General features: G+C 65.5%; 22 protein-coding genes and 3 tRNA genes. 21 read left to right on the forward strand and 4 right to left on the reverse strand.

The genetic code is table 11. The annotated features are described in order from the left end of the window. The first annotated feature begins 8 nt into the window (after nucleotides 1-8). Nucleotides 9-84, forward strand: a tRNA-Val gene (locus QE389_RS02495). Between the two features lie 57 nt (nucleotides 85-141). On the opposite strand, the gene QE389_RS02500 is transcribed toward QE389_RS02495, so the two are convergent. After that, on the reverse strand, nucleotides 142-3,441 hold the full coding sequence (locus QE389_RS02500) for an autotransporter outer membrane beta-barrel domain-containing protein (protein WP_307364347.1): 3,300 nt from the start codon (nucleotides 3,439-3,441) through the stop codon (nucleotides 142-144). Nucleotides 3,442-3,762: 321 nt separating this feature from the next. Between QE389_RS02500 and QE389_RS02505 the strand changes: the two genes are divergently transcribed. Next, complete coding sequence (locus QE389_RS02505; protein WP_307364348.1) at nucleotides 3,763-5,013, forward strand: glycosyltransferase; 1,251 nt, start codon at nucleotides 3,763-3,765, stop codon at nucleotides 5,011-5,013. 64 nt (nucleotides 5,014-5,077) lie between these two features. Here QE389_RS02505 and QE389_RS02510 read toward each other — a convergent pair. From QE389_RS02510 to QE389_RS02520, 3 genes are all read right to left on the reverse strand, one after another. Beyond that, a tRNA-Asp gene (locus QE389_RS02510) sits at nucleotides 5,078-5,154 on the reverse strand. A gap of 80 nt (nucleotides 5,155-5,234) precedes the next feature. Beyond that, nucleotides 5,235-5,311 (reverse strand) — tRNA-Asp (locus QE389_RS02515). A gap of 96 nt (nucleotides 5,312-5,407) precedes the next feature. Continuing rightward, entirely contained in the window at nucleotides 5,408-7,039 is a 1,632-nt protein-coding gene (locus QE389_RS02520; RefSeq protein WP_307364350.1) for an AbgT family transporter, read from the reverse strand. Nucleotides 7,040-7,243: 204 nt separating this feature from the next. Between QE389_RS02520 and QE389_RS02525 the strand changes: the two genes are divergently transcribed. The 19 genes from QE389_RS02525 to QE389_RS02615 all read left to right on the forward strand — a co-directional run bounded on the left by QE389_RS02525 (nucleotide 7,244) and on the right by QE389_RS02615 (nucleotide 24,167). Continuing rightward, complete coding sequence (locus QE389_RS02525; protein ID WP_307364352.1) at nucleotides 7,244-7,621, forward strand: NADH-quinone oxidoreductase subunit A; 378 nt, start codon at nucleotides 7,244-7,246, stop codon at nucleotides 7,619-7,621. After that, entirely contained in the window at nucleotides 7,591-8,214 is a 624-nt protein-coding gene (locus QE389_RS02530) for an NADH-quinone oxidoreductase subunit B family protein (RefSeq protein WP_307364354.1), read from the forward strand. The genes QE389_RS02525 and QE389_RS02530 overlap by 31 nt, the downstream gene beginning before the upstream one ends. Next, entirely contained in the window at nucleotides 8,211-8,840 is a 630-nt protein-coding gene (locus QE389_RS02535) for an NADH-quinone oxidoreductase subunit C (RefSeq protein ID WP_307364356.1), read from the forward strand. The genes QE389_RS02530 and QE389_RS02535 overlap by 4 nt, the downstream gene beginning before the upstream one ends. Then, nucleotides 8,840-10,114, forward strand: coding sequence for an NADH-quinone oxidoreductase subunit D (locus QE389_RS02540; RefSeq protein ID WP_307364358.1), 1,275 nt, complete (start codon nucleotides 8,840-8,842; stop codon nucleotides 10,112-10,114). The genes QE389_RS02535 and QE389_RS02540 overlap by 1 nt, the downstream gene beginning before the upstream one ends. After that, nucleotides 10,111-10,788, forward strand: coding sequence for an NADH-quinone oxidoreductase subunit NuoE (nuoE, locus tag QE389_RS02545; RefSeq protein WP_307364360.1), 678 nt, complete (start codon nucleotides 10,111-10,113; stop codon nucleotides 10,786-10,788). The genes QE389_RS02540 and nuoE overlap by 4 nt, the downstream gene beginning before the upstream one ends. After that, nucleotides 10,788-11,051: a hypothetical protein gene (locus QE389_RS02550; RefSeq protein WP_307364362.1), complete on the forward strand. Its 264-nt coding sequence runs from the start codon at nucleotides 10,788-10,790 to the stop codon at nucleotides 11,049-11,051. Before nuoE ends, QE389_RS02550 begins: the two co-directional genes overlap by 1 nt. Before the next feature lie 5 nt (nucleotides 11,052-11,056). Next, nucleotides 11,057-12,370, forward strand: coding sequence for an NADH-quinone oxidoreductase subunit NuoF (gene nuoF, locus QE389_RS02555; protein ID WP_307364364.1), 1,314 nt, complete (start codon nucleotides 11,057-11,059; stop codon nucleotides 12,368-12,370). A gap of 2 nt (nucleotides 12,371-12,372) precedes the next feature. Next, nucleotides 12,373-12,753 carry a hypothetical protein gene (locus QE389_RS02560; protein WP_307364366.1) on the forward strand — a complete coding sequence of 127 codons (381 nt, stop codon included), beginning with the start codon at nucleotides 12,373-12,375 and terminating at the stop codon, nucleotides 12,751-12,753. Further along, entirely contained in the window at nucleotides 12,753-14,798 is a 2,046-nt protein-coding gene (gene nuoG, locus QE389_RS02565) for an NADH-quinone oxidoreductase subunit NuoG (protein WP_307364368.1), read from the forward strand. Before QE389_RS02560 ends, nuoG begins: the two co-directional genes overlap by 1 nt. Nucleotides 14,799-14,801: 3 nt before the next feature. Next, a complete protein-coding gene (gene nuoH, locus QE389_RS02570; protein ID WP_307364370.1) occupies nucleotides 14,802-15,875 on the forward strand; it encodes an NADH-quinone oxidoreductase subunit NuoH in 1,074 nt (357 codons plus the stop codon). Beyond that, nucleotides 15,875-16,078, forward strand: a complete 204-nt coding sequence (locus tag QE389_RS02575) for a hypothetical protein (protein WP_307364372.1) — start codon at nucleotides 15,875-15,877, stop codon at nucleotides 16,076-16,078. The genes nuoH and QE389_RS02575 overlap by 1 nt, the downstream gene beginning before the upstream one ends. After that, nucleotides 16,078-16,569, forward strand: a complete 492-nt coding sequence (nuoI, locus tag QE389_RS02580; RefSeq protein WP_307364374.1) for an NADH-quinone oxidoreductase subunit NuoI — start codon at nucleotides 16,078-16,080, stop codon at nucleotides 16,567-16,569. Before QE389_RS02575 ends, nuoI begins: the two co-directional genes overlap by 1 nt. Nucleotides 16,570-16,640: 71 nt before the next feature. Further along, the gene (locus QE389_RS02585) at nucleotides 16,641-17,267 is read left to right on the forward strand and encodes an NADH-quinone oxidoreductase subunit J (RefSeq protein ID WP_307364376.1); all 627 of its coding nucleotides are present in this window, start codon (nucleotides 16,641-16,643) and stop codon (nucleotides 17,265-17,267) included. After that, nucleotides 17,267-17,575: an NADH-quinone oxidoreductase subunit NuoK gene (gene nuoK, locus QE389_RS02590; protein ID WP_307364378.1), complete on the forward strand. Its 309-nt coding sequence runs from the start codon at nucleotides 17,267-17,269 to the stop codon at nucleotides 17,573-17,575. The genes QE389_RS02585 and nuoK overlap by 1 nt, the downstream gene beginning before the upstream one ends. A gap of 2 nt (nucleotides 17,576-17,577) precedes the next feature. After that, a complete protein-coding gene (gene nuoL / locus QE389_RS02595; RefSeq protein ID WP_307364380.1) occupies nucleotides 17,578-19,683 on the forward strand; it encodes an NADH-quinone oxidoreductase subunit L in 2,106 nt (701 codons plus the stop codon). A gap of 4 nt (nucleotides 19,684-19,687) precedes the next feature. Then, the gene (locus tag QE389_RS02600) at nucleotides 19,688-21,172 is read left to right on the forward strand and encodes an NADH-quinone oxidoreductase subunit M (protein ID WP_307364382.1); all 1,485 of its coding nucleotides are present in this window, start codon (nucleotides 19,688-19,690) and stop codon (nucleotides 21,170-21,172) included. Nucleotides 21,173-21,179: 7 nt separating this feature from the next. Continuing rightward, the gene (gene nuoN / locus QE389_RS02605) at nucleotides 21,180-22,622 is read left to right on the forward strand and encodes an NADH-quinone oxidoreductase subunit NuoN (protein WP_307364384.1); all 1,443 of its coding nucleotides are present in this window, start codon (nucleotides 21,180-21,182) and stop codon (nucleotides 22,620-22,622) included. A 4-nt stretch (nucleotides 22,623-22,626) separates the two neighbouring features. Continuing rightward, nucleotides 22,627-23,391 (forward strand): biotin--[acetyl-CoA-carboxylase] ligase, encoded by a 765-nt coding sequence (locus QE389_RS02610; protein ID WP_307364385.1) that lies wholly within the window; start codon nucleotides 22,627-22,629, stop codon nucleotides 23,389-23,391. Further along, nucleotides 23,388-24,167 carry a type III pantothenate kinase gene (locus tag QE389_RS02615; RefSeq protein WP_307368872.1) on the forward strand — a complete coding sequence of 260 codons (780 nt, stop codon included), beginning with the start codon at nucleotides 23,388-23,390 and terminating at the stop codon, nucleotides 24,165-24,167. Before QE389_RS02610 ends, QE389_RS02615 begins: the two co-directional genes overlap by 4 nt. Nucleotides 24,168-24,185: the final 18 nt, after the last annotated feature.

Below are 24,185 nucleotides of genomic sequence, written 5' to 3' on the forward strand. Positions count from 1 at the left end.
TCGCCTTGGGGCGGCTAGCTCAGCTGGAAGAGCATCTCGTTTACACCGAGAGGGTCGGCGGTTCGAACCCGTCGCCGCCTACCAAGACAAAAGGCCGCCGGAGCGATCCGGCGGCCTTGTCTGTTTCCGCGCTCAGGCCGATCAGAAGCGGAAGCTGGCCCGCAGCAGCAGCGAATAGCGAACGTAGTCTTCCAGCAGTTCGGCGTCGCCGGTCAGCGACAGCATGCCCAATTCGTTGCCGAAATTCAGGCGGAAGCCGAGGATCGGACCGCCGCCCTCGACGGCGTCCGGCGACAGGATGAAGTCCGGACCGCCGCTGGCGAAGCGGGCGATGGTCTCGCCGGCGTCGACCGAGATGTTCTGGCGATAGCCGATGCGCACCTCGGGCCGCAGCCAGCCGTTGCGGCCGAAACCGTAGCCGACGTTCATCGCGGCCACCGCCGAGAAGATATGGCTGTCGCGCGAGTCGATGTCGAGGTCGAAGCCGTTTCCGCCGCCCTTTTCAGAACGCGCGCCTTCCGACAGACGGAAGTATTCGGCGTAGACTTCTGGCCGGACGTTCAGGCGGCCGAAGTTGCGCTCATACGACGCGCCCCCGGCAGCGGCGGCGGTCCAGCCGTGCCAGTCGGACTTGTTGTTGAGATAGACGCCGCTGGCCACCAGCGACCGATCGGCGCTGAAGCTGGCGTAGCCGCCGGCGGCGCGCGCCCAGGTCGTCCAGTACTGCCCCTGAGCGCGCCAGTAGAGGCCCAGTTCCAGGAGGTTGGCGGACAGGACCTCTTCGGCCTCGGCCTCCGGGTCCTTGATTTCGGACGAGGTGAAGGCGGCCGAAACGCCGACAGCACCCAGACCCGTGCCCTTTTCGACCCCACCGGCCAGGCCGAAACCTTCGGAGCGGAAGCCGTAGGAATCGGTCTTGTCCTTGTCGGCGTAGAAGTTGATCTCCTGCACCCAGGCGCTGGTTTCGCCCGGTGCGGCGGCGGCGTTACGGCCCGTCAGGGCGCGCGTCACGGCGTCGACGCCTGCCGAAAGCGACATCAGCGGCCCGCCCGAATGGTCCGGCAGCATCTGCTGGTAGGCGTCGAGGAAGCCGTCGCGGCCGGTCTGGTTCAAGAACAGGTTTCTGACGGTCTCGTTGGCGCCCAGGGCGTTGTAGATCGCGTCATAGGCTTGGGCCTCCACCTTGATCAGCCCCGCCTCGTCGGCGGTACGGCGGCGGGCGTCGACATAGACCGTGTTGGCGGTCTGATCGACGCCAGCCTGGAGGACGTAGAGGTAGGGCGAGTTGCCGGAAAGAAGGCTTTGATCGATCTGACCGGCGGTCAGCGTCCCGGCGGTGATGACGTTGAAGCGCTGCGGCGACTGCAGCAGCGAGGAGAAGCGCACGCCCAGTTCGGCGCCTGTGGCGATATTGGCGGTTCCGCTGACATTGAAGCCGCCCGCCGTATTGGCGGTCGGATCGACGGTGACGATCAACGTGCCGTCGGCGCCGACGTTCAGGTTCGAGATATTGGTCTTGGTCGTCTGTGCGGCGTTCAAAGTGCCTTTGCCGACATTGATGTCCAGCAGGCCGTCGCTATTCCGGATGGCGCCCGTGACTGAGGCGCCGCCGCTGATGTTCAGCCGGTCGGCGCCCGCGCCGAAGTCGATGTCGCCCAGGACCACGCCGTTTTCGATGTTCAAGGTGTCCGCGCCCGACCCGAGCAGGACCGAGCCGACGATGGAGGGTTCCTTGGCGTCAGGCACGCCGTCGCCGTCCGTGTCCTTCTCGGTGCTGCCCGAAGGGGCGACAATGCCGTATTGGCGCAGGGTGACGCCTGTGGTGTTGGCCGACAGGTCAATGGCCGTGGCCTTGCCGTCCACCGGGGTCGTATCCGAACTGCTGGGCGTCAGCGAGCCGATGATCGAACCGGCGTTCGATAGCTGGGTCAATGTCCCCGACTGGTCCCGGATGGCGGTGGCCGAACCGTGGTTGCCGCCGAAGGAGGCCACGACATTGCCGGTGTTGGTCAGGCTTTGGACATTGGAGCCCGCGCCGATCTGGATGCCCGTGGCGGCCTGTGTCGTGCTGCCCGATGCGACAGCCTGAATGTTGCCGGTGTTGACGACGGCCGTGGCGGTGACGCCCGAGCCGATCCATACCGCCGTCGCATTGGCGTTAAGGGCTGTGGAGGCGACGCCCCCCTCATTCCGCACGCCGCCGACGATGTTGACTGTCTGGCCGCCCGCCACGCCGATCTGCAACGCCCGCGACTCCACGCCGGTGTACAGGCCGGAGCCCGTGATCGTGCCGCGATTGATGAGGCCGTAGGCCGCGTCGCCCGTTCCGACCGCGCCCAGTGTCACACTCTTGGTCGTCGAGCCGATCAGCAGGGCGGGGGCGCCGCCCAAGGAGGTGAGGGAGGCCGTCGTCTCGCTGGCGTCGGGAATGCCGTCCCCGTCGCGATCCGGGTCGTCGCGGTTCTTGATGCCGTCGCCGTCGTCGTCCTCGTCGCCGTTCTTGACGCCGTTGTTGTTGTCGTCGCCGTCGATTCCCGCCGCCGAATAGGTGGGTCCGGTGTCCAGAACGACGCCGCGGGCGACATTAGCGGCGACATGCACGGCTGGGCCGCCCTGAAGCAGGTCGTCAGCGTCCAGTTCGTCGAGGAACAGGGTCTTCGCATTGTCGTATGTGCCGGTGGAGGGCCGAACCGGCGGCGGGGTCGTATAACGATAGCCCGTAGCAACGACGTTGGAATGAATTTTCAGTCCGCCACCGACATCGCCCGCTATGGACACGCCGGTAGCATTTGCGCCCAGGGCCGAGATCGTGCCGGCCAGATCGACATTGCCTGAGATCGGGCCCGTCGTGCGGATGGCGGCGCTGTTGTCGCCCGTGACGCGGACGCTCCCGAGGCTTTGCAGCTTGCCGTTCAGCGCCGACTCCACAGACAGGCCGTAGGAATTGTTGCCCTCGACCGCGATCGCGCCACTGGATTCGACCAGCACATTTCCCGTGAAGGGCGCGCCGCCGACCAGGCGGACGCCGTAACGGTTCGTCCCTGTGGCGAAGGGACCGTCAAGATCGCCGTCGCCGTCCGTGTCCTTGACGTCGGCGGTCTCTTGCAGGTCGGTGACGCTGATGGAGCCGCCGACCGTGACCGAGCCGGTGTTGCCGCCGTTGACCAGGATGCCGGTTGAGCCGTCGGCAGACTTGTCCATCGTGATCGAGCTGCCGGAATCCAGGTCGATGGAATGGCTGGAATCCACCGTCACCGCCGTTCCGGACGTGACGGCGACGCTGCCGCCGCTGGCCAAGCGGATGTTGTCCGGGCCGCTTCCGGTGGCGTTGGAGGTCTGGATCGGCGTGGTGCGGGCGTTCGAGATCACGATCTCGGCCTGGGCTCCGGTGGCGACCAGCATGGGGGCGATCGCTACGGCGGTCGCAAGCAGATTACGCATTCGGAAGAAACCCCTGGGTGGCCACGCGATCACAGTACGGCGGTCCCATAGCAGGGTCCGCGCCAGCGTTCCCCAAGTTTATCGAATTTGAGGCGAATGCAAGGCCATAGGGGCGCCAGGCAGTCGCCATGTCAGGATCGTCGTTCGATGGAAACAGGAGCGCTCCAGCCGGTCACGCCGTCCACGGAGGGATTTCGCGCGACGCTATTGAGCTTTGCCGTCGTCGGGTTTAGGGGCGGGCCACGGTCAGGCGCGTTCGCGCGACGCATCCAAACGACGTCATCCGGCGTTCGTCAGCCCCGACCAGGCGAGACCTTCCGCATGAGCATGAACGACCTCGACGTCCAGGAAAGCGAACTTCGGCTGATTCCTGGCCTGGATATCGAGGTGGCGGAGACGCTCCGGGCGCTGAAGGCGGCATCGCTGGATGAACGGCCCAGGCTGGTGGACACCACCATGCTTTACGCGCCGCGTTCTGGCGGAGTGAAACGGTATCTGCTGTCGAAAAAGGCCTGGATCGAAGAGAACCGGCCGGAGGTCAGCCATTCGCTGATCGTGCCCGGCGCCCGGCATACGGCACGCCCTGACGGCATCGTTCAGTTGCGGGCGACCAAGCTTCCATTCGGCGACGGCTATCGCTGGCCCACCTCGGTCAAGCGTTGGAGCGCCTGGGTCGCGGCGATGAAGCCTTCGATCATCGAGGCGGGCGATCCCTATACGCCTGGGCAGGGGGCGCTGGAGGCGGGGCAGCGGGTGGGATGTCCGGTCGTCGGCTTCTGTCATTCCGACCCGGCCGGGTTGGCGGCGCTGCATCTAGGTGAATGGGCCAAGAAGCCGGTGGAGAAGCGCTGGGCCCGTCTGTTCTCCCAGTTCGACCGCGTGGTGTCGCCCAGCCGGTTCATCGCGCGTCGTCTGGAAGAGGCGGGTGTGGACAATATCGTCATCCGTCCGCTGGGGGTGGAGATCGACACCTTCCGCCCGGATCGCCGGGACCGGAAATGGCTGCTGAACGAACTGGGATTGGAAGACGATGCGCGTCTGCTGTGCTTCGCCGGACGCCCGGCGAAAGAAAAGAACGTCGATGTCCTGATCGAGGCGGTGCAAAAGCTGGGCGCGCCCTATCATCTGGTGCTGGTCGGGGCAGGAGCCGGGATGCCGACCGAGGATCGCGTGATCTCCATGCCCTATGAGAAGGACCCCAGGGCGGTGGCCAAGATCGTCGCCAGCTGCGACGCCTTCGTTCACGCCAACGACAAGGAGCCGTTCGGCCTGATCGTGCTGGAAGCCATGGCCTGCGGTCGCCCCGTCGTGGGCGTCAACGCCGGCGGCGTGGCCGAGACGGTCGATGACAGCGTGGGGCAACTGGCCGCGCGCGCCGAGGCCGACGATTACGCCCAAGCGGTGGAGGCTCTGTTCCAGCGCGACATCGAGGCCATCGGGCGCGCCGCGCGCGAGAAGGCGGTCAGCCAGTTCGCCTGGAACCGCGTGTTCTCGGACCTATGCCGGCTGTACGGCGACCTGTCAGGTGAGATGGCGTTCCGCCAGGTCAATCCGACCTTCGCGGTTCACTGAAGTCAGCTGTCGAACGGCCCGGCGGGACGGCGCGCCACTTCTTTATTGCAATGCCTGAAAGAAGTGGCGCGAGTGACGGGGCTCGAACCCGCGACCTCCGGCGTGACAGGCCGGCACTCTAACCAACTGAGCTACACCCGCGTACCTGGGTCGAAACTTTAGAGCTGTCTCGAAAGCTCTGGGAAGGGCGGTTGCGCCACTCCGTCTATTTCTAGAGAGAGTGGCGCGAGTGACGGGGCTCGAACCCGCGACCTCCGGCGTGACAGGCCGGCACTCTAACCAACTGAGCTACACCCGCGTTTCCCGGCCGAAGCGGCTGTGCGCCCCGGCGAGGGGCGTCGTTTAGGCGGGCTTACACAGCGCGTCAAGCGACCTTTTCCGAGAAACGTCGCCGTCAACGCGACGGGGCTGTGGGCGGGGCGACAACGGCCGCCTGGGGCGGGCTGTGTGGCCCGGCCACGCCGCCGCTCACAGGCTCCTGCGCCGCCACGGCGGGGGGCGGCGGATCATAGTGCACGCCCACGCCCGGTCCCAGCGGCAGGTCCAGCGCCACCCAGGCCGCCACCATCGCCAGGCCGGCGATCAGGAAAGACCCCGCGTAGGGCAGCATGGTCGCCATCAGCGATCCCAGACCGAATCGCGGATCCCATCGCTGGGCGAAGGTCAGGATCAGAGGAAAGTAGCTCATCAGCGGGGTGGCGATGTTCGTCACCGAATCGCCCATGCGGTAGGCGGCGGTCGTCATCTCGGGCGAAATGCCCAGCAGCATGAACATGGGCACCACGATGGGCGCCAGGGCCGACCATTTGGCCGAGGCCGAGCCGATGAACAGGTCGAAGAAGCAGGAAACGAAGACGACGCAGATCAGAAGCAGAGGGGCCGGCAGGGCCAGTGTCTTCAAGGTCGCCGCAGCGTTCACCGCCAGAATGGGGCCAAGGCCCGACCAGTTGAACATGGCCACGAAATGGGCGGCGAAGAAGGCCAGAACGATATAGGGCGCCAACTGGGCGATGCCGTCGCGCATCATGACGACCAGGTCGCGGTGCGAGCGAACGGACCGCGATCCCACCCCATAGGCCGCGCCGGTCACGAAAAAGGTGACGGCGAAGAAGGCCACGAGCGACCGATACAACGGATTGAACCTCTGCTCAGGCTCCGCCGTCGGATCGACAAAGGGAGAGCCGGGCAGGAAGGTGACGAGGGTCCAGAGCGCGATCATCGCCAGAAGCGACAAGCCGGCGAAGGCCAGGCCGCGTTTTTCATCGGCGGTCAGGGGTTCCTTTTCCGAAGCCTTGGGCGGCGCCGCGCCAGCGATCGGCGTCCAGGGGCCCAGGCGGGGCTCGATCACCCGGTCAGTCAGGAACCACACGATGGGGGTGAAGACGATCACCACCCCGACGATGAAGAACCAGTTGCCCGCGATGTTCACCGAATAGGACGGGTCGATCAGATGGGCAGCCGGCTCGGTGATCCCCAGGATCAGGGCATCGCTGGCGCCGGGGAACAGATTGCCCGCATAACCGCCCGATACGGCGGCGAATCCTGCGGCCAGACCGGCCAGGGGGTGTCGCCCGGCCGCCGCGAAGATCACGGCCGCCAAAGGAATGACCACGACGTAGGAAGCGTCCGACGCATGGTGGGACACCATGCCGGTGATGACCACGACCGGCGTCAGGATGGCGCGCGGCGCATTCAAAAGAGCGCCGCGAATGGCTGTGGAGAACAAACCGGCCCGTTCAGCGACCGCCGCGCCATAGATGATGGTGATGACGATGCCGAGGGGCGGAAAGTCCGCCAGGGTTCGCGGCATGCCGATGATCAGCCGCTCCAGGTTTTCGCCGGACAGCAGGCTTTGGGCCTCCAGCCGGTCGCCCGTCACCGGATTGACCGCCGACCAGCCCAACCCCGCCCCGATCAGGCTGAGGACGATCAGACCTCCGATCAACCAGAGGAACAGAAAGACGGGGTCGGGCAGGCGGTTGCCGACTCTTTCCACGGCGTTCAGGGCGCGGCTGGCGACGCTCATGCAGATGACTTTCGGTTACGGCATAGAGGCTGCAATAGGGCGTTCGGCGTCGGCTGCGCGCAAGCGCCCGGCCTGCGACATATGGCGCGCAAAGTTGCGATCCGTTCGCAACAAAAATCCAATGGCCGCAGGGGTTTGAACCCCGGCGTCGATGGGTCTAAGAAGCGCCGAATCCGCCTCTCCCCGGCGGACGAGGTTCCACGAATGAACGCATTCCTGCTCCAATATCTGCCGGTGCTGATCTTCGCCGGCGTCGCCGCCGTCATCGGCGTTCTCTTCATCGTGCTGCCGCTCGTGCTGGCGCCGAAGAGCCCCGACGCCGAGAAGCTGTCGGCCTATGAATGCGGGTTCAACGCCTTCGATGACGCGCGCATGAAGTTCGACGTCCGCTTCTATCTGGTGTCGATCCTGTTCATCATCTTCGACTTGGAAGTCGCCTTCCTGTTCCCGTGGGCCGTGTCGATGTTCGACCTGTCGCACGGCGGCATGGTCTTCGCCTTCTGGTCGATGATGGTTTTCCTGGGCGTCCTGACCATCGGCTTCATCTACGAATGGAAGAAGGGAGCCCTGGAATGGGAGTGATCGCGCCTTCGTCGCCGCTGCCCATCGGATCGGCCGGCGCGCTTGTGCCCGCCGGATCGGCCGCTCGCTCGACCGTGGAGGGGTATGACCCCAAGATCCACGACAAGTTCTTCGAGGCGGTGAACACCGAACTGGGCGAGCGCGGCTTCCTGACCGCGTCGCTGGACGACGTCATCACCTGGGCCCGCACCGGCTCCTTGATGTGGATGACCTTCGGTCTGGCCTGCTGCGCCGTCGAGATGATCCAGATGTCGATGCCGCGTTTCGATGTGGAGCGGTTCGGTATGGCTCCGCGTGGCAGCCCGCGCCATTCGGACCTGATGATCGTCGCCGGCACCCTGACCAACAAGATGGCCCCGGCGATCCGCAAGGTCTATGACCAGATGCCCGACCCGCGCTACGTCGTGTCCATGGGCAGCTGCGCCAACGGCGGCGGGTACTACCATTATAGTTACAGCGTCGTTCGCGGCTGCGACCGGGTCGTGCCGGTGGATGTCTATGTGCCGGGGTGCCCGCCGACGGCGGAGGCCCTGCTTTACGGCCTGCTGCAGTTGCAGAAGAAGATTCGCCGGACGGGGACCATCGACCGATGAGCTCTCTTGCTGTTCAGGCCCAGTACGAGGCGGCGCTGACGCCGCTGGGGACCGAGATGGTCGCGGTGCTGGGCGTCGAGGCCCAGGTCGCCTATGGCGAGCTGACGCTGGTGGCGCAGCGCGAGCGGATCGTCGAAGTGATGACCACCCTGCGGGATCAGTTCGGCTTCCAGCAACTGCTGGACGTCTGCGGCGCCGACTATCCGGATCGTGCCGAGCGGTTCGAGGTGGTCTATCACCTGCTGTCGTTGACGCGGAACGCGCGGGTGCGGGTCAAGGTCTCGACCGACGAGGTCCAGCCCGTGGATACGGTCACGGGCGTCTATCCGTCCGCGGGCTGGTTCGAGCGCGAAGCCTACGACATGTACGGCGTCGTCTTCGCCGGCCATCCGGACATGCGCCGCCTGCTGACCGACTATGGGTTCGAGGGGCATCCGCTGCGCAAGGACTTCCCCATGACGGGCTATGTCGAGGTCCGTTACGACGAAGAACAGAAGCGCGTCGTCTATGAGCCGGTCAAGCTGACCCAGGAATTCCGGACGTTCGACTTCCTGTCGCCGTGGGAAGGAGCCGAATATCCGGCGCCGGTCCTGCCGGGCGACGAAAAGGCTGGAGTGAAGGGCTGATGGCTGACGGAGCGCACACCCCCGCGACCGTGAACGGCGCCGTCGATCCGTTCGAGGACATGCCGGTCGATCACCGCACCGACCACGCCAAGTCGATGGATGACCGCAAGTTCACCATCAACTTCGGCCCGCAGCACCCGGCCGCGCACGGCGTGCTGCGCCTGGTGCTGGAGCTGGACGGCGAGATCGTCGAGCGCGTCGATCCGCACATCGGCCTGCTGCACCGCGGCACCGAAAAGCTGATGGAAGCACGCACCTATCTGCAGAACGTGCCCTATCTGGATCGGCTGGACTATGTCGCGCCGATGAACCAGGAGCACGCCTTCTGCCTGGCCATCGAGCGGCTACTGGGCATCGAGGTTCCGTACCGCGCCCAACTGATCCGGGTGCTGTATTCCGAGATCGGCCGGATCGGCAACCATCTGCTGAACGCGACCATGCAGGCCATGGACGTGGGCGCCCTGACTCCGCCGCTGTGGGGCCACGAGGAGCGCGAAAAGCTGATGGTGTTCTACGAGCGCGCCTGCGGCGCCCGTCTGCACGCCAACTATTTCCGTCCCGGCGGCGTTCACCAGGACCTGCCGATGGACCTGATCGACGATATCGGTCGCTGGTGCGAAGACTTCCCCAAGGCCCTGGCCGACATCGAAAGCCTGGTCACGGAAAACCGCATCTTCAAGCAGCGCAACGTCGACATCGGCGTGGTGTCCAAGGAGCAGGCCCTGGCCTGGGCCTTCTCAGGCGTGATGCTGCGCGGATCGGACATCGCCTGGGACCTGCGCAAGGCCCAGCCGTATGAATGCTACGCCGAACTGGAGTTCGACGTGCCGGTCGGCAAGAACGGCGACTGCTGGGACCGCTACCTGTGCCGCGTCGAGGAGATGAAGCAGTCGGTTCGGATCATGGAGCAGTGCATCCACAAGCTGCGCAACTGTCCCGGCGAGCCCGTCATGATCGAGGACAACAAGATCGTGCCGCCCCGTCGCGGCGAGATGAAGCGGTCGATGGAATCCCTGATCCATCACTTCAAACTGTACACCGAAGGCTTCAAGACTCCCGAGGGCGAGGTCTATGCAGCCGTCGAGGCGCCCAAGGGCGAGTTCGGCATCTACCTGGTGTCCGACGGCACCAACAAACCCTATCGCGTGAAGATCTCGGCGCCGGGCTTCCGTCACCTGCAGGCGATGGACTGGATGAACCGCGGCCACCAGCTGGCCGACGTGTCCGCTATCCTGGGGTCGCTCGACATCGTTTTCGGAGAAGTGGACCGATGAGCGTTCGTCGTCTCGCCAAGGACCAGCCTGCCTCTTTCGCCTTCTCGAAGGACACCCTGGCCAAGGCCGAATGGTGGCTGAAGAAATATCCTGAGACCCGTCGGCAGTCGGCGGTGATCCCGGTCTTGTGGCTGGTGCAGAAGCAGGAAGGCTGGGTGTCCGAGCCTGCCATCCGCGCCGTCGGCGAACTGTTGGGCATGCCGTTCATACGGGTGCTGGAGGTCGCGACCTTCTACACCATGTTCATGCTGGAGCCGGTCGGCAAGACGGCGCTGATCCAGGTGTGCGGCACCACGCCCTGCATGCTGCGCGGCGCCAATGAGCTGATGCGCGTCTGCAAGGAGAAGATCGGTCCCAAGGATCATCTGTCCGCCGACGGCCGCTTCACCTGGCAGGAAGTCGAATGCCTGGGCGCCTGTTCGAACGCCCCGATGGCCCAGATCAACGACTATTATTTCGAAGACCTGACGCCCGAGACGATCGGCCAGATCATCGACGACTTCGCCGCCGGCAAGACGCCGGAGCGCGGCTCCTACATCGGTCGCACCAATGCGGCGCCGGTCGGCGGGGCCAAGACCCTGCTGGACCCGAAGTTGTATGACGGCTCGGCGGCCCAGCCGATCAAGAAGCTGCCGAACAGCGATCCGGCCCCGGCCGAAAAGGCCCCGGCCTGATGCCCGCTCCGGACCTGAACACCGACGAAGGGCGCACCGCCTATCGCAAGGAGCTGCGCGCCGTGGGGCGTCCGCTGCGGGCGGGCGGCCTGGCCCTGGTCGTGGGGGCGGCCGTCGTCATCCTGATGACGCGCCAGGGCGCGCTGGGCGCCTGGGCGGTCAACGCCTCCTACTTCATGCTGGCGGCCGGCTGGGTGATGGTTCTGGCGGCCATCTGGATGCGCACCCGTCACCACAAGCGCCGCATGGCGGAAGGACTCTGAGGGCCATGGTCGGAATCCTCGAAGACAAGGACCGAATCTTCACCAACCTGTACGGCTTCCACGACTGGACGCTGGACGGGGCGAAGACGCGCGGGGCGTGGAACGCCACCAAGGACATGCTGGACCTTGGCCGCGACTGGATCATCAACAACGTCAAGGCCTCGGGTCTGCGCGGCCGGGGCGGCGCCGGCTTCTCTACCGGTTTGAAGTGGTCGTTCATGCCCAAGGAAGTGAAGGATCGCCCTCACTATTTGGTCGTCAACGCCGACGAATCCGAACCCGCGACCTGCAAGGATCGCGAGATCATGCGCCATGATCCGCATCTGCTGATCGAAGGCTGCCTGATCGCCAGCTTCGCCATGCAGGCCCACGCCTGCTACATCTATCTGCGCGGCGAATATGTGCTGGAACGCGAGCGCATGGAGGCGGCGGTCAAACAGGCCTATGAGGCCAGGCTGATCGGCAAGGACAATGTCCACGGCTGGGATTTCGACGTCTATATCCACCACGGCGGCGGCGCCTATATCTGCGGCGAAGAGACGGCCCTGCTGGAATCGCTTGAAGGCAAGAAGGGCCAGCCGCGCTTGAAGCCGCCGTTCCCGGCCGGCGCGGGCCTGTACGGCTGCCCGACCACGGTGAACAATGTCGAATCGATCGCGGTCGTCGGCACCATCCTGCGTCGCGGGGCCGACTGGTTCGCCGGCTTCGGCCGTCCGAACAACACCGGCACCAAGCTGATGTCCCTGTCGGGCCATGTGAACACGCCCTGCGTCGTCGAAGAGGCCATGTCGATCCCGCTGCGCCAGTTGATCGAGGATCACGGCGGCGGCGTTCGCGGCGGCTGGGAAAACCTGAAGGCCATTATCCCCGGCGGCGCCTCCTGTCCGATCATCACGCGCGAACAGGCCGAAACCGTCTTGATGGACTTCGATTCCATGCGCGAAGTTCGCTCCTCGCTGGGCACCGCCGGCGTGACGGTGATGGATCAGTCCACCGACGTCGTGAAGGCGATCGCCCGCATCAGCTACTTCTTCAAGCACGAGAGCTGCGGCCAGTGCACCCCCTGCCGCGAAGGCACTGGCTGGATGTGGCGTGTGCTGGAGCGGATGGCGGTGGGAGAGGCCGATCCGTCGGAAATCGACCTGCTGCTGGACGTCGCCGGCCAGGTCGAGGGCCACACCATCTGCGCCCTGGGCGACGCCGCCGCCTGGCCGGTTCAGGGCCTGATCCGTCACTTCCGTCACGAGATCGAAGAGCGGATCGCCAACTATCGCAGCCGCCGCGCGAACTTCGCCGGCCATGCGATCGCGGCGGAGTAGAGATGCGCCGTCTTCCCATCCTGATGCTGATCCTGCCCGTCCTCGCCGCCTGCGGCGAGGCGGACAAGGCTGCGCCCCAGGCGAAGGAAGCCCCGAAGGCCGCCGCCGCGCCGGTTGCGCCCGTCGCCGCCGCCCCGGCCGATCTGGAGGCCGCGTGCCGCCAAGAGGTCGAGACCCTGTTCGGTCAGTCGAGCGGCGAGGTCAGCTACAGGCCCGCCGGTGACGGCAAGGGCCAGGTGTCGTGGCCTGCGCCGGTGGACGGCGGGGTGCTGAGTTTTGAATGCCGGACCGACGGCGACCGCGTGGGACTGTTCCGCGACGGCCGCAAGATGTCCGTCGATGTCCAGATGGCGGCCCCGGCCGCCGAACAAGAGGCCCGCTGATGCCCGTCGCCAAGGTCAACGGCGTAGAAACCGAATTCGAGCCCGGCATGACCGTGCTCCAGGTCGCCGAACTCGCGGGGCAGGAAATCCCGCGCTTCTGCTATCACGAGCGCCTGTCCATCGCGGGCAACTGCCGCATGTGCCTGGTCGAGGTGAAGCCCGGACCGCCGAAGCCGCAGGCCTCGTGCGCCCTGCCGGCCGCCGACGGCCAAGAAATCTTCACCGACACGCCGATGGTGAAGAAGGCACGCGAAGGGGTGATGGAATTCCTGCTCATCAACCACCCGCTGGACTGCCCGATCTGCGACCAGGGCGGGGAATGCGACCTGCAGGACCAGGCCATGGGCTATGGCCGCGACGGCTCTCGCTATGCCGAGAATAAGCGCGCGGTCGAAGAAAAGTACATGGGGCCGACGATCAAGACCTTCATGACGCGCTGCATCCAATGCACGCGCTGCGTCCGGTTCGTCACCGAAGTCGCCGGGGTGCCGGACATCGGCATGATCTCGCGCGGCGAGGACGCCGAGATCACGACCTATCTGGAGAAGTCGGTCGCCTCGGAACTGTCTGGCAACGTCAACGACCTGTGCCCGGTCGGCGCCCTGACGCACCGCCCTTGGCAGTACCACTATCGCCCGTGGGAACTGAAGAAGACCGAGACCATCGATGTGATGGACGCCCTCGGCTCGAACATCCGCGCCGACTATCGCGGGTCCGAGGTCATGCGGGTGCTGCCGCGCGTCAACGAGGGCATCAACGAGGAGTGGCTGTCGGACAAGAGCCGCTACGTCGTCGACGGCCTGACCGCGCGTCGCCTGGACCGGCCTTGGGTCCGCGAGAACGGCAAGCTGCGCGCCGCGTCGTGGAATGAGGCGCTGGACGCCGTCGCCGCCAAGCTGAAGGCTGCGCCGGCCGACCGCATCGGCGTGATCGCCGGCGACCTGCAGGACGCGGAGTCGATGAAGGCGACGCTGGACCTGTTCCGCGCCCTGGGCTCGAACAACACCGACTGCCGCCAGGACGGCGCCGCTGTGGGTTATGGCCCGCGTGAGGGATGGTTGTTCAATTCCGGCCTGGAAAGCATTGAAAAAGCTGACGCCGTCCTGATCGTCGGCGCCAATCCGCGCACCGAGGCGCCGCTGCTGAACGCCCGCCTGCGCAAGGCCTGGCTGAAGGGCGGGATGGAGATCGGCCTGATCGGCGAACAGGCCGAGTTGACGTTCGACTACGCCTATCTGGGCGCCGGATCGAAGACCCTGGCCAAGCTGCCCAAGTCGGCGATGGATTTCCTGACCAAGGCCGAGCGTCCGGCGATCATCGTCGGCGCGGGCGCGCTGACGGGGGAGGGCGGTTCGGCCGTCCTGAACGCCCTGGGCGCCCTGGCCAAGAAGGTCGGCGTGGTCGTCGAAGGCTGGAATGGCTTCAACGTCCTGCACCACGCCGCGGCGCGCGTGGGCGGTCTGGATATGGGCTTCGTGCCCGGTGAAGGCGGCCTGACGGTCGCCGAGATGCTGAAGCCGGATGCGCTGGACGTGCTGTTCCTGCTGGGAGCCGACGAGGTCGATCCGACCGGCTCGAACGCCTTCCGCGTCTATCTGGGCAGTCACGGCGACCGGGGCGCGCACGGCGCCGACGTGATCCTGCCGGGCGCGGCCTATACCGAGAAGTCGGGCCTCTACGTCAACACCGAGGGCCGGGTGCAGATGGCCGAGCGCGTGGTCTTCCCGAAGGGCGAGGCCAAGGAAGACTGGGCCATCATCCGCGCCCTGTCGGCCCGTGTCGACCAGACGCTGCCCTATGACACCCTGGACCAGCTGCGCGCCAAGCTGATGGCCGATCACCCGACGTTCGGGCGCGTCGACTATCTGCCCGCGCCGGCGGCGTTCGACGTGGCCAGCCTGGGCGCCAAGGGCGATCTGGGCGACCGGACCTTCGTTTCGGCCGTGGCCGACCCCTATCTTTCCAATCCGATCGCGCGCGCCAGCGCGACCATGGCCGAGCTGTCCGCCCTGCGGGTCGCCCCGGTCGCGATGGCGGCGGAGTAAGTCATGGACGCTGCTGCAAACTTCTCGCCGCTGGGCTGGACGCTGATCACGGTCGGCCAGATCCTGCTGATCACTGTGGGCGTGCTGGTCGGCGTGGCCTTCCTGCTGCTGGCCGACCGCAAGGTCTGGGCCTCGGTCCAGATGCGAAAGGGACCGAACGTCGTGGGCCCCTTCGGCCTGCTGCAGTCGTTCGCGGACATGCTGAAGTTCGTGCTGAAGGAGGTGGTCATCCCCTCAGGCGCGGACAAGGCGGTGTTCCTGCTGGCGCCGATCATCACCGTGATCCTGGCCTTCATGGCCTGGGCCGTGATTCCGTTCGCGCCGGGCTGGGTCGTGTCCGACCTGAACGTCGGCATCCTTTACATCTTCGCGGTGTCGTCGCTGGGCGTGTACGGCATCATCATGGGCGGCTGGGCTTCGAACTCGAAGTATCCGTTCCTGGGTTCGCTGCGGTCGGCCGCGCAGATGGTATCCTATGAAGTCTCCCTGGGCCTGATCATCATCAATGTGATCCTGCTGGCCGGGACGATGAACCTGTCCGGGATCGTGTCCAGCCAGAGCGGCTATGCCTGGAACTGGTACGTCTTCGGCGGAGGCAAGGACACCTGGCCGCTGGTCGTCGTCATGTTCCCGATGATGATCGTCTTCTTCATCTCGGCCCTGGCCGAGACCAACCGACCGCCCTTCGACCTGCCCGAGGCCGAGTCGGAACTGGTGGCCGGTTATCAGGTCGAATACAGCTCCACGACCTATCTGCTGTTCATGATGGGCGAGTACGTCAACATCGTCTTTATGTCGGCGTTCATCAGCATCCTGTTCTTCGGAGGATGGAATCCAGGCTTCCTGTCGCAGTCCTTCCTGGACAGCCTGCCGACGTGGGTCGCCTATGCGATCTATCTGCTGACCTTCGTCACCAAGACAGTGATCTGGTTCCTGGCGTTCGCCTTGGTAAAGGCGTTCGTGCCGCGTTACCGCTACGACCAGCTGATGCGTTTGGGCTGGAAGGTCTTCCTGCCGGCCTCTCTGGTCGCCGTGGTCGTGACATCGGCCTGGCGCGTGTTTGCGGTGGGGTCGTGATGGGCGTTCGCGCGCTGGCCCTTCTGATCGTCGCCGCACCGGTCGTCATGGCCTGCGCGCCCGACACCCGCATCCCGGAATCCAGCTATCAATGGGAGCGTCGCCAGGCGCGCATCGAAGCCGACTGGCGCGCCAGTCAGACCGTCGCGTCTCAGGCCGCCCAAACGCCCGCACCGACGCCTGCCGCGAAGGATAAGCCCTGATGTTCACCCGTATCGCCCAGGCCGCGAAGGGCGCGATGATGCTCGACGCCATCGGCGCCATTGGCCTGACCCTGAAATACATGGCGCGCCCTAAGGCGACCGTGAACTATCCGTTCGAGCGGAACCCGCAGTCGCCGCGCTTCCGGGGCGAGCACGCCCTGCGCCGTTATCCGAACGGCGAGGAACGCTGCATCGCCTGCAAGCTGTGCGAGGCCATCTGCCCGGCGCAGGCCATCACCATCGAGGCCGAACCGCGCGCTGACGGCAGCCGCCGCACGACCCGCTACGACATCGACATGGTCAAATGCATCTACTGCGGCCTGTGCCAGGAGGCCTGCCCGGTGGACGCCATCGTGGAAGGGCCGAACTCTGAGTTCGCCGTCGAAACGCGCGAGGAGTTGCTGTTCGACAAGGCCCGACTGCTGGACAACGGGGATCGCTGGGAACGCGAGATCGCCAAGAATCTGGAACTCGACGCGCCTTACCGCTAAGGCGCTCACGCTAACGGGTCGGCGATTCCCAAACGGGATCGCGGCCGAGACGAAAGGGGCTTCGTCCCGACATGCTGCAAAGCATAGCCTTCTTCCTGCTGGCGGGCGTCGCCACGGTTTCCGGCCTTCTGGTCGTGACCGCGCGCAACCCCGTGCACAGCGTTCTCTTCCTGATCCTGACCTTCTTTTCGGCGGCGGGCCTGTTCGTCCTGTTGGGGGCTGAATTCTTGGCGATGCTGCTGGTCGTCGTCTATGTGGGCGCGGTGGCGGTGCTGTTCCTGTTCGTCGTCATGATGCTGGACGTCGATTTCCTGAAGCTGCGCGAAGGTTATGCGCGCTACCTGCCGATCGGGGCGATCATCGCCGCCGTTCTGCTGGCCGAGATGATCATGGTCTCCATCGCCGTGGTGCGCGGCGGCGTGGCGGCCGAAGGCGCCGACCTGGCGGCGCCCAATGCCGGCATGACCAATGTCGAGGCCATCGGCCGGGTGCTGTACACCGACTACATCTACTTCTTCCAGGCGGCCGGGATCGTGCTGCTGATCGCCATGATCGGCGCCATTACCCTGACGCTGCGCCACAAGCCGCACATCAAGCGCCAGAACATCGCCGACCAGGTCAACCGTTCGGCCGCCAAGGCGATGGAGGTCAGGTCGGTCCCAACCGGGCAGGGCGTCTCGCCCGAGGAGCTTCTCTGATGTCCATCGGTCTAACCCACTATCTGACGGTCGCCGCCATCCTGTTCACCATCGGGGTGTTCGGCATCTTCGTGAACCGCAAGAACGTCATCATCATCCTGATGTCGATCGAACTGATCCTGCTGGCCGTGAACATCAACTTCGTGGCCTTCTCCGCCTATCTGCAGGACATTAGCGGGCAGATCATGGCCATGTTCGTCCTGACGGTCGCCGCGGCCGAGGCCGCCGTCGGCTTGGCGATCCTTGTGACCTTCTTCCGTAACCGCGGGGACATCGCGGTCGACGACGCTTCCGTGATGAAGGGCTGAGCGTGACCTTCCATACCCTCGTCATTCTCGGGATTTTCGCCCCGCTGCTGGGCGCGGCCATCGCCGGCTTCTTCGGACGCCGGATCGGCAACATCCCGTCGCAGGCCGTCACCACCGGTCTGCTGTTCTTCTCGTGCGCCGTCGCCTGGACGGTGTTCGGTCAGTGGACCTGGGGCCATCTGGAACCCTTCACGATCCATCTGGCGCCCTTCATCAACGTGGGCGAATTCCAGTCGGCCTGGTCGATCCGCATCGACGCCCTGTCGGCGACCATGCTGATCGTCGTGACCAGCGTGTCGTCGCTGGTCCACCTGTATTCCTGGGGCTACATGGCCGAGGACGACAGCCGGCCGCGCTTCTTCGCCTATCTGTCGCTGTTCACCTTCATGATGCTGGCGCTGGTGACGGCCGCCGACTTCATGCAGATCTTCTTCGGCTGGGAAGGGGTGGGGCTGGCGTCCTATCTGCTGATCGGCTTCTGGTTCAAGAAGCCGACGGCCAGCGCCGCCGCCATTAAGGCCTTCGTCGTCAACCGCGTCGGCGACTTCGGCTTCGTCCTGGGGATCATGACGATCTTCTGGATGTACGGCACCATCAACTTCGCCGAACTGTTTCCGCTGATCGCCACCAAGGCCGGCACGACCTGGGAGTTCCTGGGCGTTCACTGGTCCGCGCTGGATCTGGCCGGCTTCCTGCTGTTCATCGGCGCCATGGGCAAGTCGGCCCAGTTCTTCCTGCACACCTGGCTGCCGGACGCGATGGAAGGTCCGACGCCGGTGTCGGCCCTGATCCATGCCGCGACCATGGTGACGGCGGGCGTCTATATGGTCTGTCTGCTGAGCCCGATCTATGAGTATGCGCCTGGCGCGTCGCAGATCATCGCCATCATCGGCGCGATCACGGCCCTGTTCGCCGCGACGGTTGGCCTGACCCAGAACGACATCAAGCGGGTCATCGCCTATTCGACTTGTTCGCAGCTGGGCTACATGTTCTTCGCGGCGGGCGTCGGGGCCTATCAGGCCGCCATGTTCCACCTGTTCACCCACGCCTTCTTCAAGGCCCTGCTGTTCCTGGGCGCCGGTTCGGTGATCCACGGGATGCACCACGAACAGGACATGCGGAAGATGGGCGGGCTGTGGAAGCTGCTGCCGGTCACCTATGCGGTGATGACCATCGGCACCATCGCCATCACCGGCCTGGGCATTCCCGGCGTCGGCGGCTTCGCAGGCTTCTACTCCAAGGATTCGATCATCGAGAGCGCCTATGCTTCGGCGGCCTCGGGTCACTCGGCCATCGGTCTATTCGCCTTCTTCGTCGGCATCATCGCCGCCGGTCTGACGGCCTACTATTCGTGGCGCCTGGTCTTCATGACCTTCCACAACAAGCCCGTTTGGAAGGAAGAGGGGGCGCATCACGCCGACGATCACGCCACGGACGCTCAGCTTGAGACGCATTCCGAGCCGCTGCCCGACGATCATGGCCACGCCGTCGCCCATGCTCACGCGCATGACGACCATGCTCACGACCACCATGGCCCGCTGCAGCCGCATGAAAGCCCGCCGGTCATGCTGATCCCGCTGATCCTGCTGTCGGTCGGCGCCGTCGCCGCCGGCTTCGTCTTCGCGCCGCACTTCATCGGCCACCACGAGGGCGAATTCTGGCGCGGCGCCATCTTCACCGGCGAACACAACCACGTCCTGCACGAAAGCCACGCGGTCCCGACCTGGGTGAAGTGGTCGCCGCTGATCCTGACGCTGATCGGCACGGCCTTCGCCTATTGGATCTATGTCGCCCGCGAAGGCATGGGCCGTCGCATGGCCGAGCGGAACGGCGTCATATACCGCTTCCTCTACAACAAGTGGTATTTCGACGAGCTGTACGACTTCGTCTTCGTGCGCGGGTTCCGCGCCATCGGGAACTTCTTCTGGAAGATCTGTGACGTGAAGATCATCGACGGGCTGGGGCCGAACGGCGCCGCCTGGGCGTCTCTGAAATCCGCCGCGCGGCTGGGCAAGATCCAGTCCGGCTATGTCTATCACTATGCCTTCGTGATGCTGCTCGGGGTGGCCGGTCTGCTCACCTTCGCCATCCTCGCGTGGGGAGCCTGAGCCCGTGCCCTACATCCTGAGCCTCGTTACATTCCTGCCCCTGGTCGGGGCCCTGGCGATCTTCGTCGCCCGGCTGTCGTCCAAGTCGCAGGACGCCGCCGCGCCCGCCGCGCGCTGGATCGCCCTGATGACGACGCTGGTCGTTCTGGCGGTGTCGGTCGTGCTGGTCGCCGGTTTCAACCCGGCCGACACCGGCTATCAGTTCGTCGAGTTCGCGCCCTGGTTCGCCGGCGCCAGCTATCACCTGGGCGTCGACGGGATTTCGATCCTGTTCGTCCTGTTGACGGCCTTCCTGATGCCGATCTGCATCGTGGCCAGCTGGAAGTCGGTCGATAAGCGCGTCGTCGAATATATGATCGCTTTCCTGATCCTGGAAACTCTGGTCATCGGCGTGTTCACGGCGCTGGACCTGTTCCTGTTCTATATCTTCTTCGAAGGCACCCTGGTGCCTATGTTCCTCATCATCGGCATCTGGGGCGGTCAGAACCGGATCTACGCGGCCTATAAATTCTTCCTCTACACCCTGCTGGGCTCGGTGCTGATGCTGCTGGCCATGCTGTGGATGGCGCATACGGCGGGCACCACCAGCATTCCCGAGCTGAAGCGGTTCGCCTTCGATCCGGCTGTCCAGCCGATCCTGTGGCTGGCCTTCTTCGCCTCGTTCGCGGTCAAGATGCCGATGTGGCCGGTCCACACCTGGCTGCCGGACGCCCACGTTCAGGCGCCGACGGCCGGGTCGGTCATCCTGGCCGGCATCCTGCTGAAGCTGGGCGGCTACGGCTTCGTCCTGTTCAACGTCCCGATGTTCCCGATGGCGTCGGAGATGTTCCGGCCGCTGGTCTTCACCCTGTCGGTGATCGCCATCGTCTATACGTCGCTGGTCGCCTGGCGTCAGACGGACATGAAGAAGCTGATCGCCTACTCGTCGATCGCTCACATGGGATTCGTCACCCTGGGCATCTTCTCCGGCAACGACATCGGCCTGCAGGGCGCGGTCTTCCAGATGATCAGCCACGGCTTGATCTCGGGCGCGCTGTTCCTGTGCGTGGGCGTGGTCTATGATCGGATGCACACCCGCGAGATCGCGCTTTACGGTGGCCTGACGTCCAAGATGCCCTGGTATGCGGCCATCTTCCTGATGTTCACCATGGCCAACGTCGGCCTGCCGGGAACCTCGGGTTTCATCGGCGAAGTGCTGACCATGACGGGCGCCTATCACGCCTCGACCTGGGCGGCGCTGGTCGCGGCCTCGGGCGTGATCTTCTCGGCGGTCTATGCGCTGACCCTTTATCGCGCGGTCATGTTCGGCGAGATCACCAATCCGAAGCTTGAGACCATCACCGACATCGACAAGCGCGAACTGCTGCTGTTCGTGCCCCTGATCGTCGGCGCCATCTGGCTGGGGGTCCATCCGGCTTCCGTCCTCGATTACACCGGGCCTGCCGTCGAGGCCCTGACCAGCACCTATCGCGCCGCGATCGGCGGGTGAGACCATAATGCCTGATCTGTCCTCCGCCCTGCATCTCGCCGCTTCGGAAGTCACCCTCGCGGTCGGCGCCCTGGTCCTGCTGATGGTCGGCGCCTTCATCGGCGACAAGAGCTCCCGGCTGGTGTCCGTCCTGTCAGTGCTGCTGCTGATCGCCGCGTCGGTCATCGCCGTCGCAGGCCCGTGGGGCGTCGCCTTCAACGGCGCCTATGTGGCCGATCCGCTGGCCATCTACGCCAAGAGCCTGATCTATCTGTCGGCGGCGGTCGCCATCATCCTGGGCGACGGCTGGATGAAACGGACCCGCATCGCCAAGTCCGAATATCCGGTCCTGATCGTTCTGGCCTCGGTCGGCATGGGGATGATGGCGTCCTCGGGCGACCTGATCTCAATGTATGTCGGCATCGAGCTGCATTCGCTGGCCCTCTATGTGCTGGCCGCCTTCCACCGTGACAACGTCAAGGCGTCGGAAGCGGGCCTGAAGTATTTCGTCCTGGGCGCCCTGTCGTCGGGTCTGCTGCTGTACGGCGCCAGCCTGATCTATGGCTTCGCCGGTTCGATGCGGTTCGAGGACATCGCCGCCTTCGCCGTCGACCATCCGTCGACCGGCCTGCTGTTTGGCCTGGTCTTCCTGATCTGCGGCCTGGCGTTCAAGGTCTCGGCCGCGCCGTTCCACATGTGGACACCCGACGTCTATGAGGGCGCGCCGACCCCGGTCGTGGCCCTGTTCGCCACGGCCCCGAAGGTGGCGGCCATGGTCCTGATCGCGCGGACGCTGGAAACCGGTTTCGGCGACGCCCACGCGCAGTGGTCGCAGGTTCTGATCGCCATCTCCCTGATCAGCTTCGTAGTCGGCGCCTTCGGCGGTCTGGCGCAGAAGGACATCCAGCGCCTGCTGGCCTATTCGTCCATCGCCAACATCGGCTATGCGCTGCTGGGCATCGCGGCGGGCACGTCGGCGGGACTGCAGGCCATGCTGATGTTCATGACGCTTTATGTCATCGACCAGTTGGGCTTCTTCGCCATTCTGCTGTCGCTGTCGCGCTCGGGTCGTCCGATCCGTCGCATCCAGGATCTGGCGGGGCTGAAGAAGGACAAGCCGCTGACGGCGGTGGCCCTGACCGTCCTGTCGCTGTCGGTCCTGGGGATGCCGCCGTTCTCGGGCTTCTGGGGCAAATACTATGTGTTCGGCGCCGCCGCCAACGCCGGGTTGTGGCCGGTCGCCGCCGCCGGTCTGGTCGCCTCGGTCGTGGCCGCCTTCTACTATCTGCGGATCATCAAGCTGATGTGGTTCGATGCGCCCGTGGACGAGACGGCGACCGATAAGGCGCCGGTCGAGGCGCAATGGATCGGCTGGGCGTGCGCGGCCTTCGCCTTCCCGCTGGTGCTTGTGGGTCTGACCTGGCTGGAACCGCTGACCAAGGCCGCGAGCGCCGGCTTCGGGAACGGATAGGGCGTTGACGCCCGCCCCCCTGGTCATTCTCGACGAGATCGACTCCACCCTGTCGGAGGCGCGGCGTCTGGCCGAGGCCGGCGAACCGGGCCCGAGGTGGATCGTGGCCCGTCGTCAGACGGCGGGGCGCGGACGACGGGGCAGGGCCTGGATCGATAAGCCAGGAAACCTGGCCGCGACCCTGCTGATCCGGGTTCAGGGCACAGCGCGCGAAGCCGCCCAGACGACCTTCATCGCCGCCCTTGCTGTCGCGGACCTGATGGACGTGTTCGTGTCCCCGGCCTTGGTTTCCATCAAATGGCCCAACGACGTGCTTCTGGACGGACGCAAGGCGTCGGGCATCCTGGTTGAGAGCGGGCCGCATCCGGGCGGGGGGCTGTGGCTGGCCGTCGGGATCGGGGTCAATCTGACCCATGCGCCGGAGGGAACGGAGTCCGTCTCGGGCGCCATCGCCGACCGCCTGCGCGCCGATCTGGCGTTCGCGCCCCCGGTGGAGGCCGCGGCAGAAATCCTGGCTGAGACCTTCGCCGTCTGGTGGGGCCGTTGGCAGACCCTGGGGTTCGAGCCGGTGCTGGACGCCTGGACCAGCCGCCTGACAGGCTTGGGCGGCCCCTGCACGGTGCGGCTGGATCATGAGACGCTCGAAGGCGTGGCCGAGGGTGTGGAAGCCCACGGCGCGCTTCGTGTGCGTCTGGCCGACGGCTCGGCGCGGCTGATTTCCGCCGGCGACGTCTTCTTCGGCGCGACGCCGCAGGGCGAGACCGCCTGATGCTGCTGGCCATCGAACAGGGCAATACGAACACGCTGTTCGCGGTTCACGACGGCGCGGAATGGATCGCCCAGTGGCGCGCCGCGACCGAGGCCAGCCGCACCGCCGACGAATACGCCGTCTGGCTGAACCAGCTTCTGGCCATGAAGGGGCTGAGGTTCGAGCAGTTGACGGGCTGCATCATCTCCAGCGTGGTGCCGCAGTCGATCTTCAACCTGCGCAATCTGGCGCGGCGTTATCTGAACCTTGAGCCCTTGGTGATCGGCGAGAACGTCGATCTGGGCATCGACGTGCGGATCGCCAAGCCCAGCGAGGCGGGGGCGGACCGTCTGGTCAACGCCATCGGGGCCAAACTAGTCTATCCCGGCGACCTGATCGTGATCGACAGCGGCACGGCCACCACCTTCGACATTGTCGCCGAGGACGGCGCCTTCGAGGGCGGGCTGATCGCGCCGGGCATCAATCTGTCGCTGCAGGCGCTGCACGAGGCGGCGGCCAAGCTGCCGCGCATCGCCATCCAAAGGCCCGACAAGGTCATCGGCAAGGGCACGGTTGAGGCCATGCAATCCGGGGTCTTCTGGGGCTATGTCTCGCTGATCGAAGGTCTGGTCGGACGCATCAAGACGGAGTGGGGCGGCCCCATGACCGTCATCGGCACCGGCGGCGTGGCCAGCCTGTTCGAAGGCGCCACCGACAGCATCGACCACTTCGATTCGGATCTGACGATCCGCGGACTCCTCGAAATTTGGCGTCGCAACGCTCATCTGACGGACTGAATGAAAAAGCAAACCCAA

This window comes from Brevundimonas sp. SORGH_AS_0993, from assembly GCF_030818545.1.
Classification (GTDB): Bacteria; Pseudomonadota; Alphaproteobacteria; order Caulobacterales; family Caulobacteraceae; genus Brevundimonas.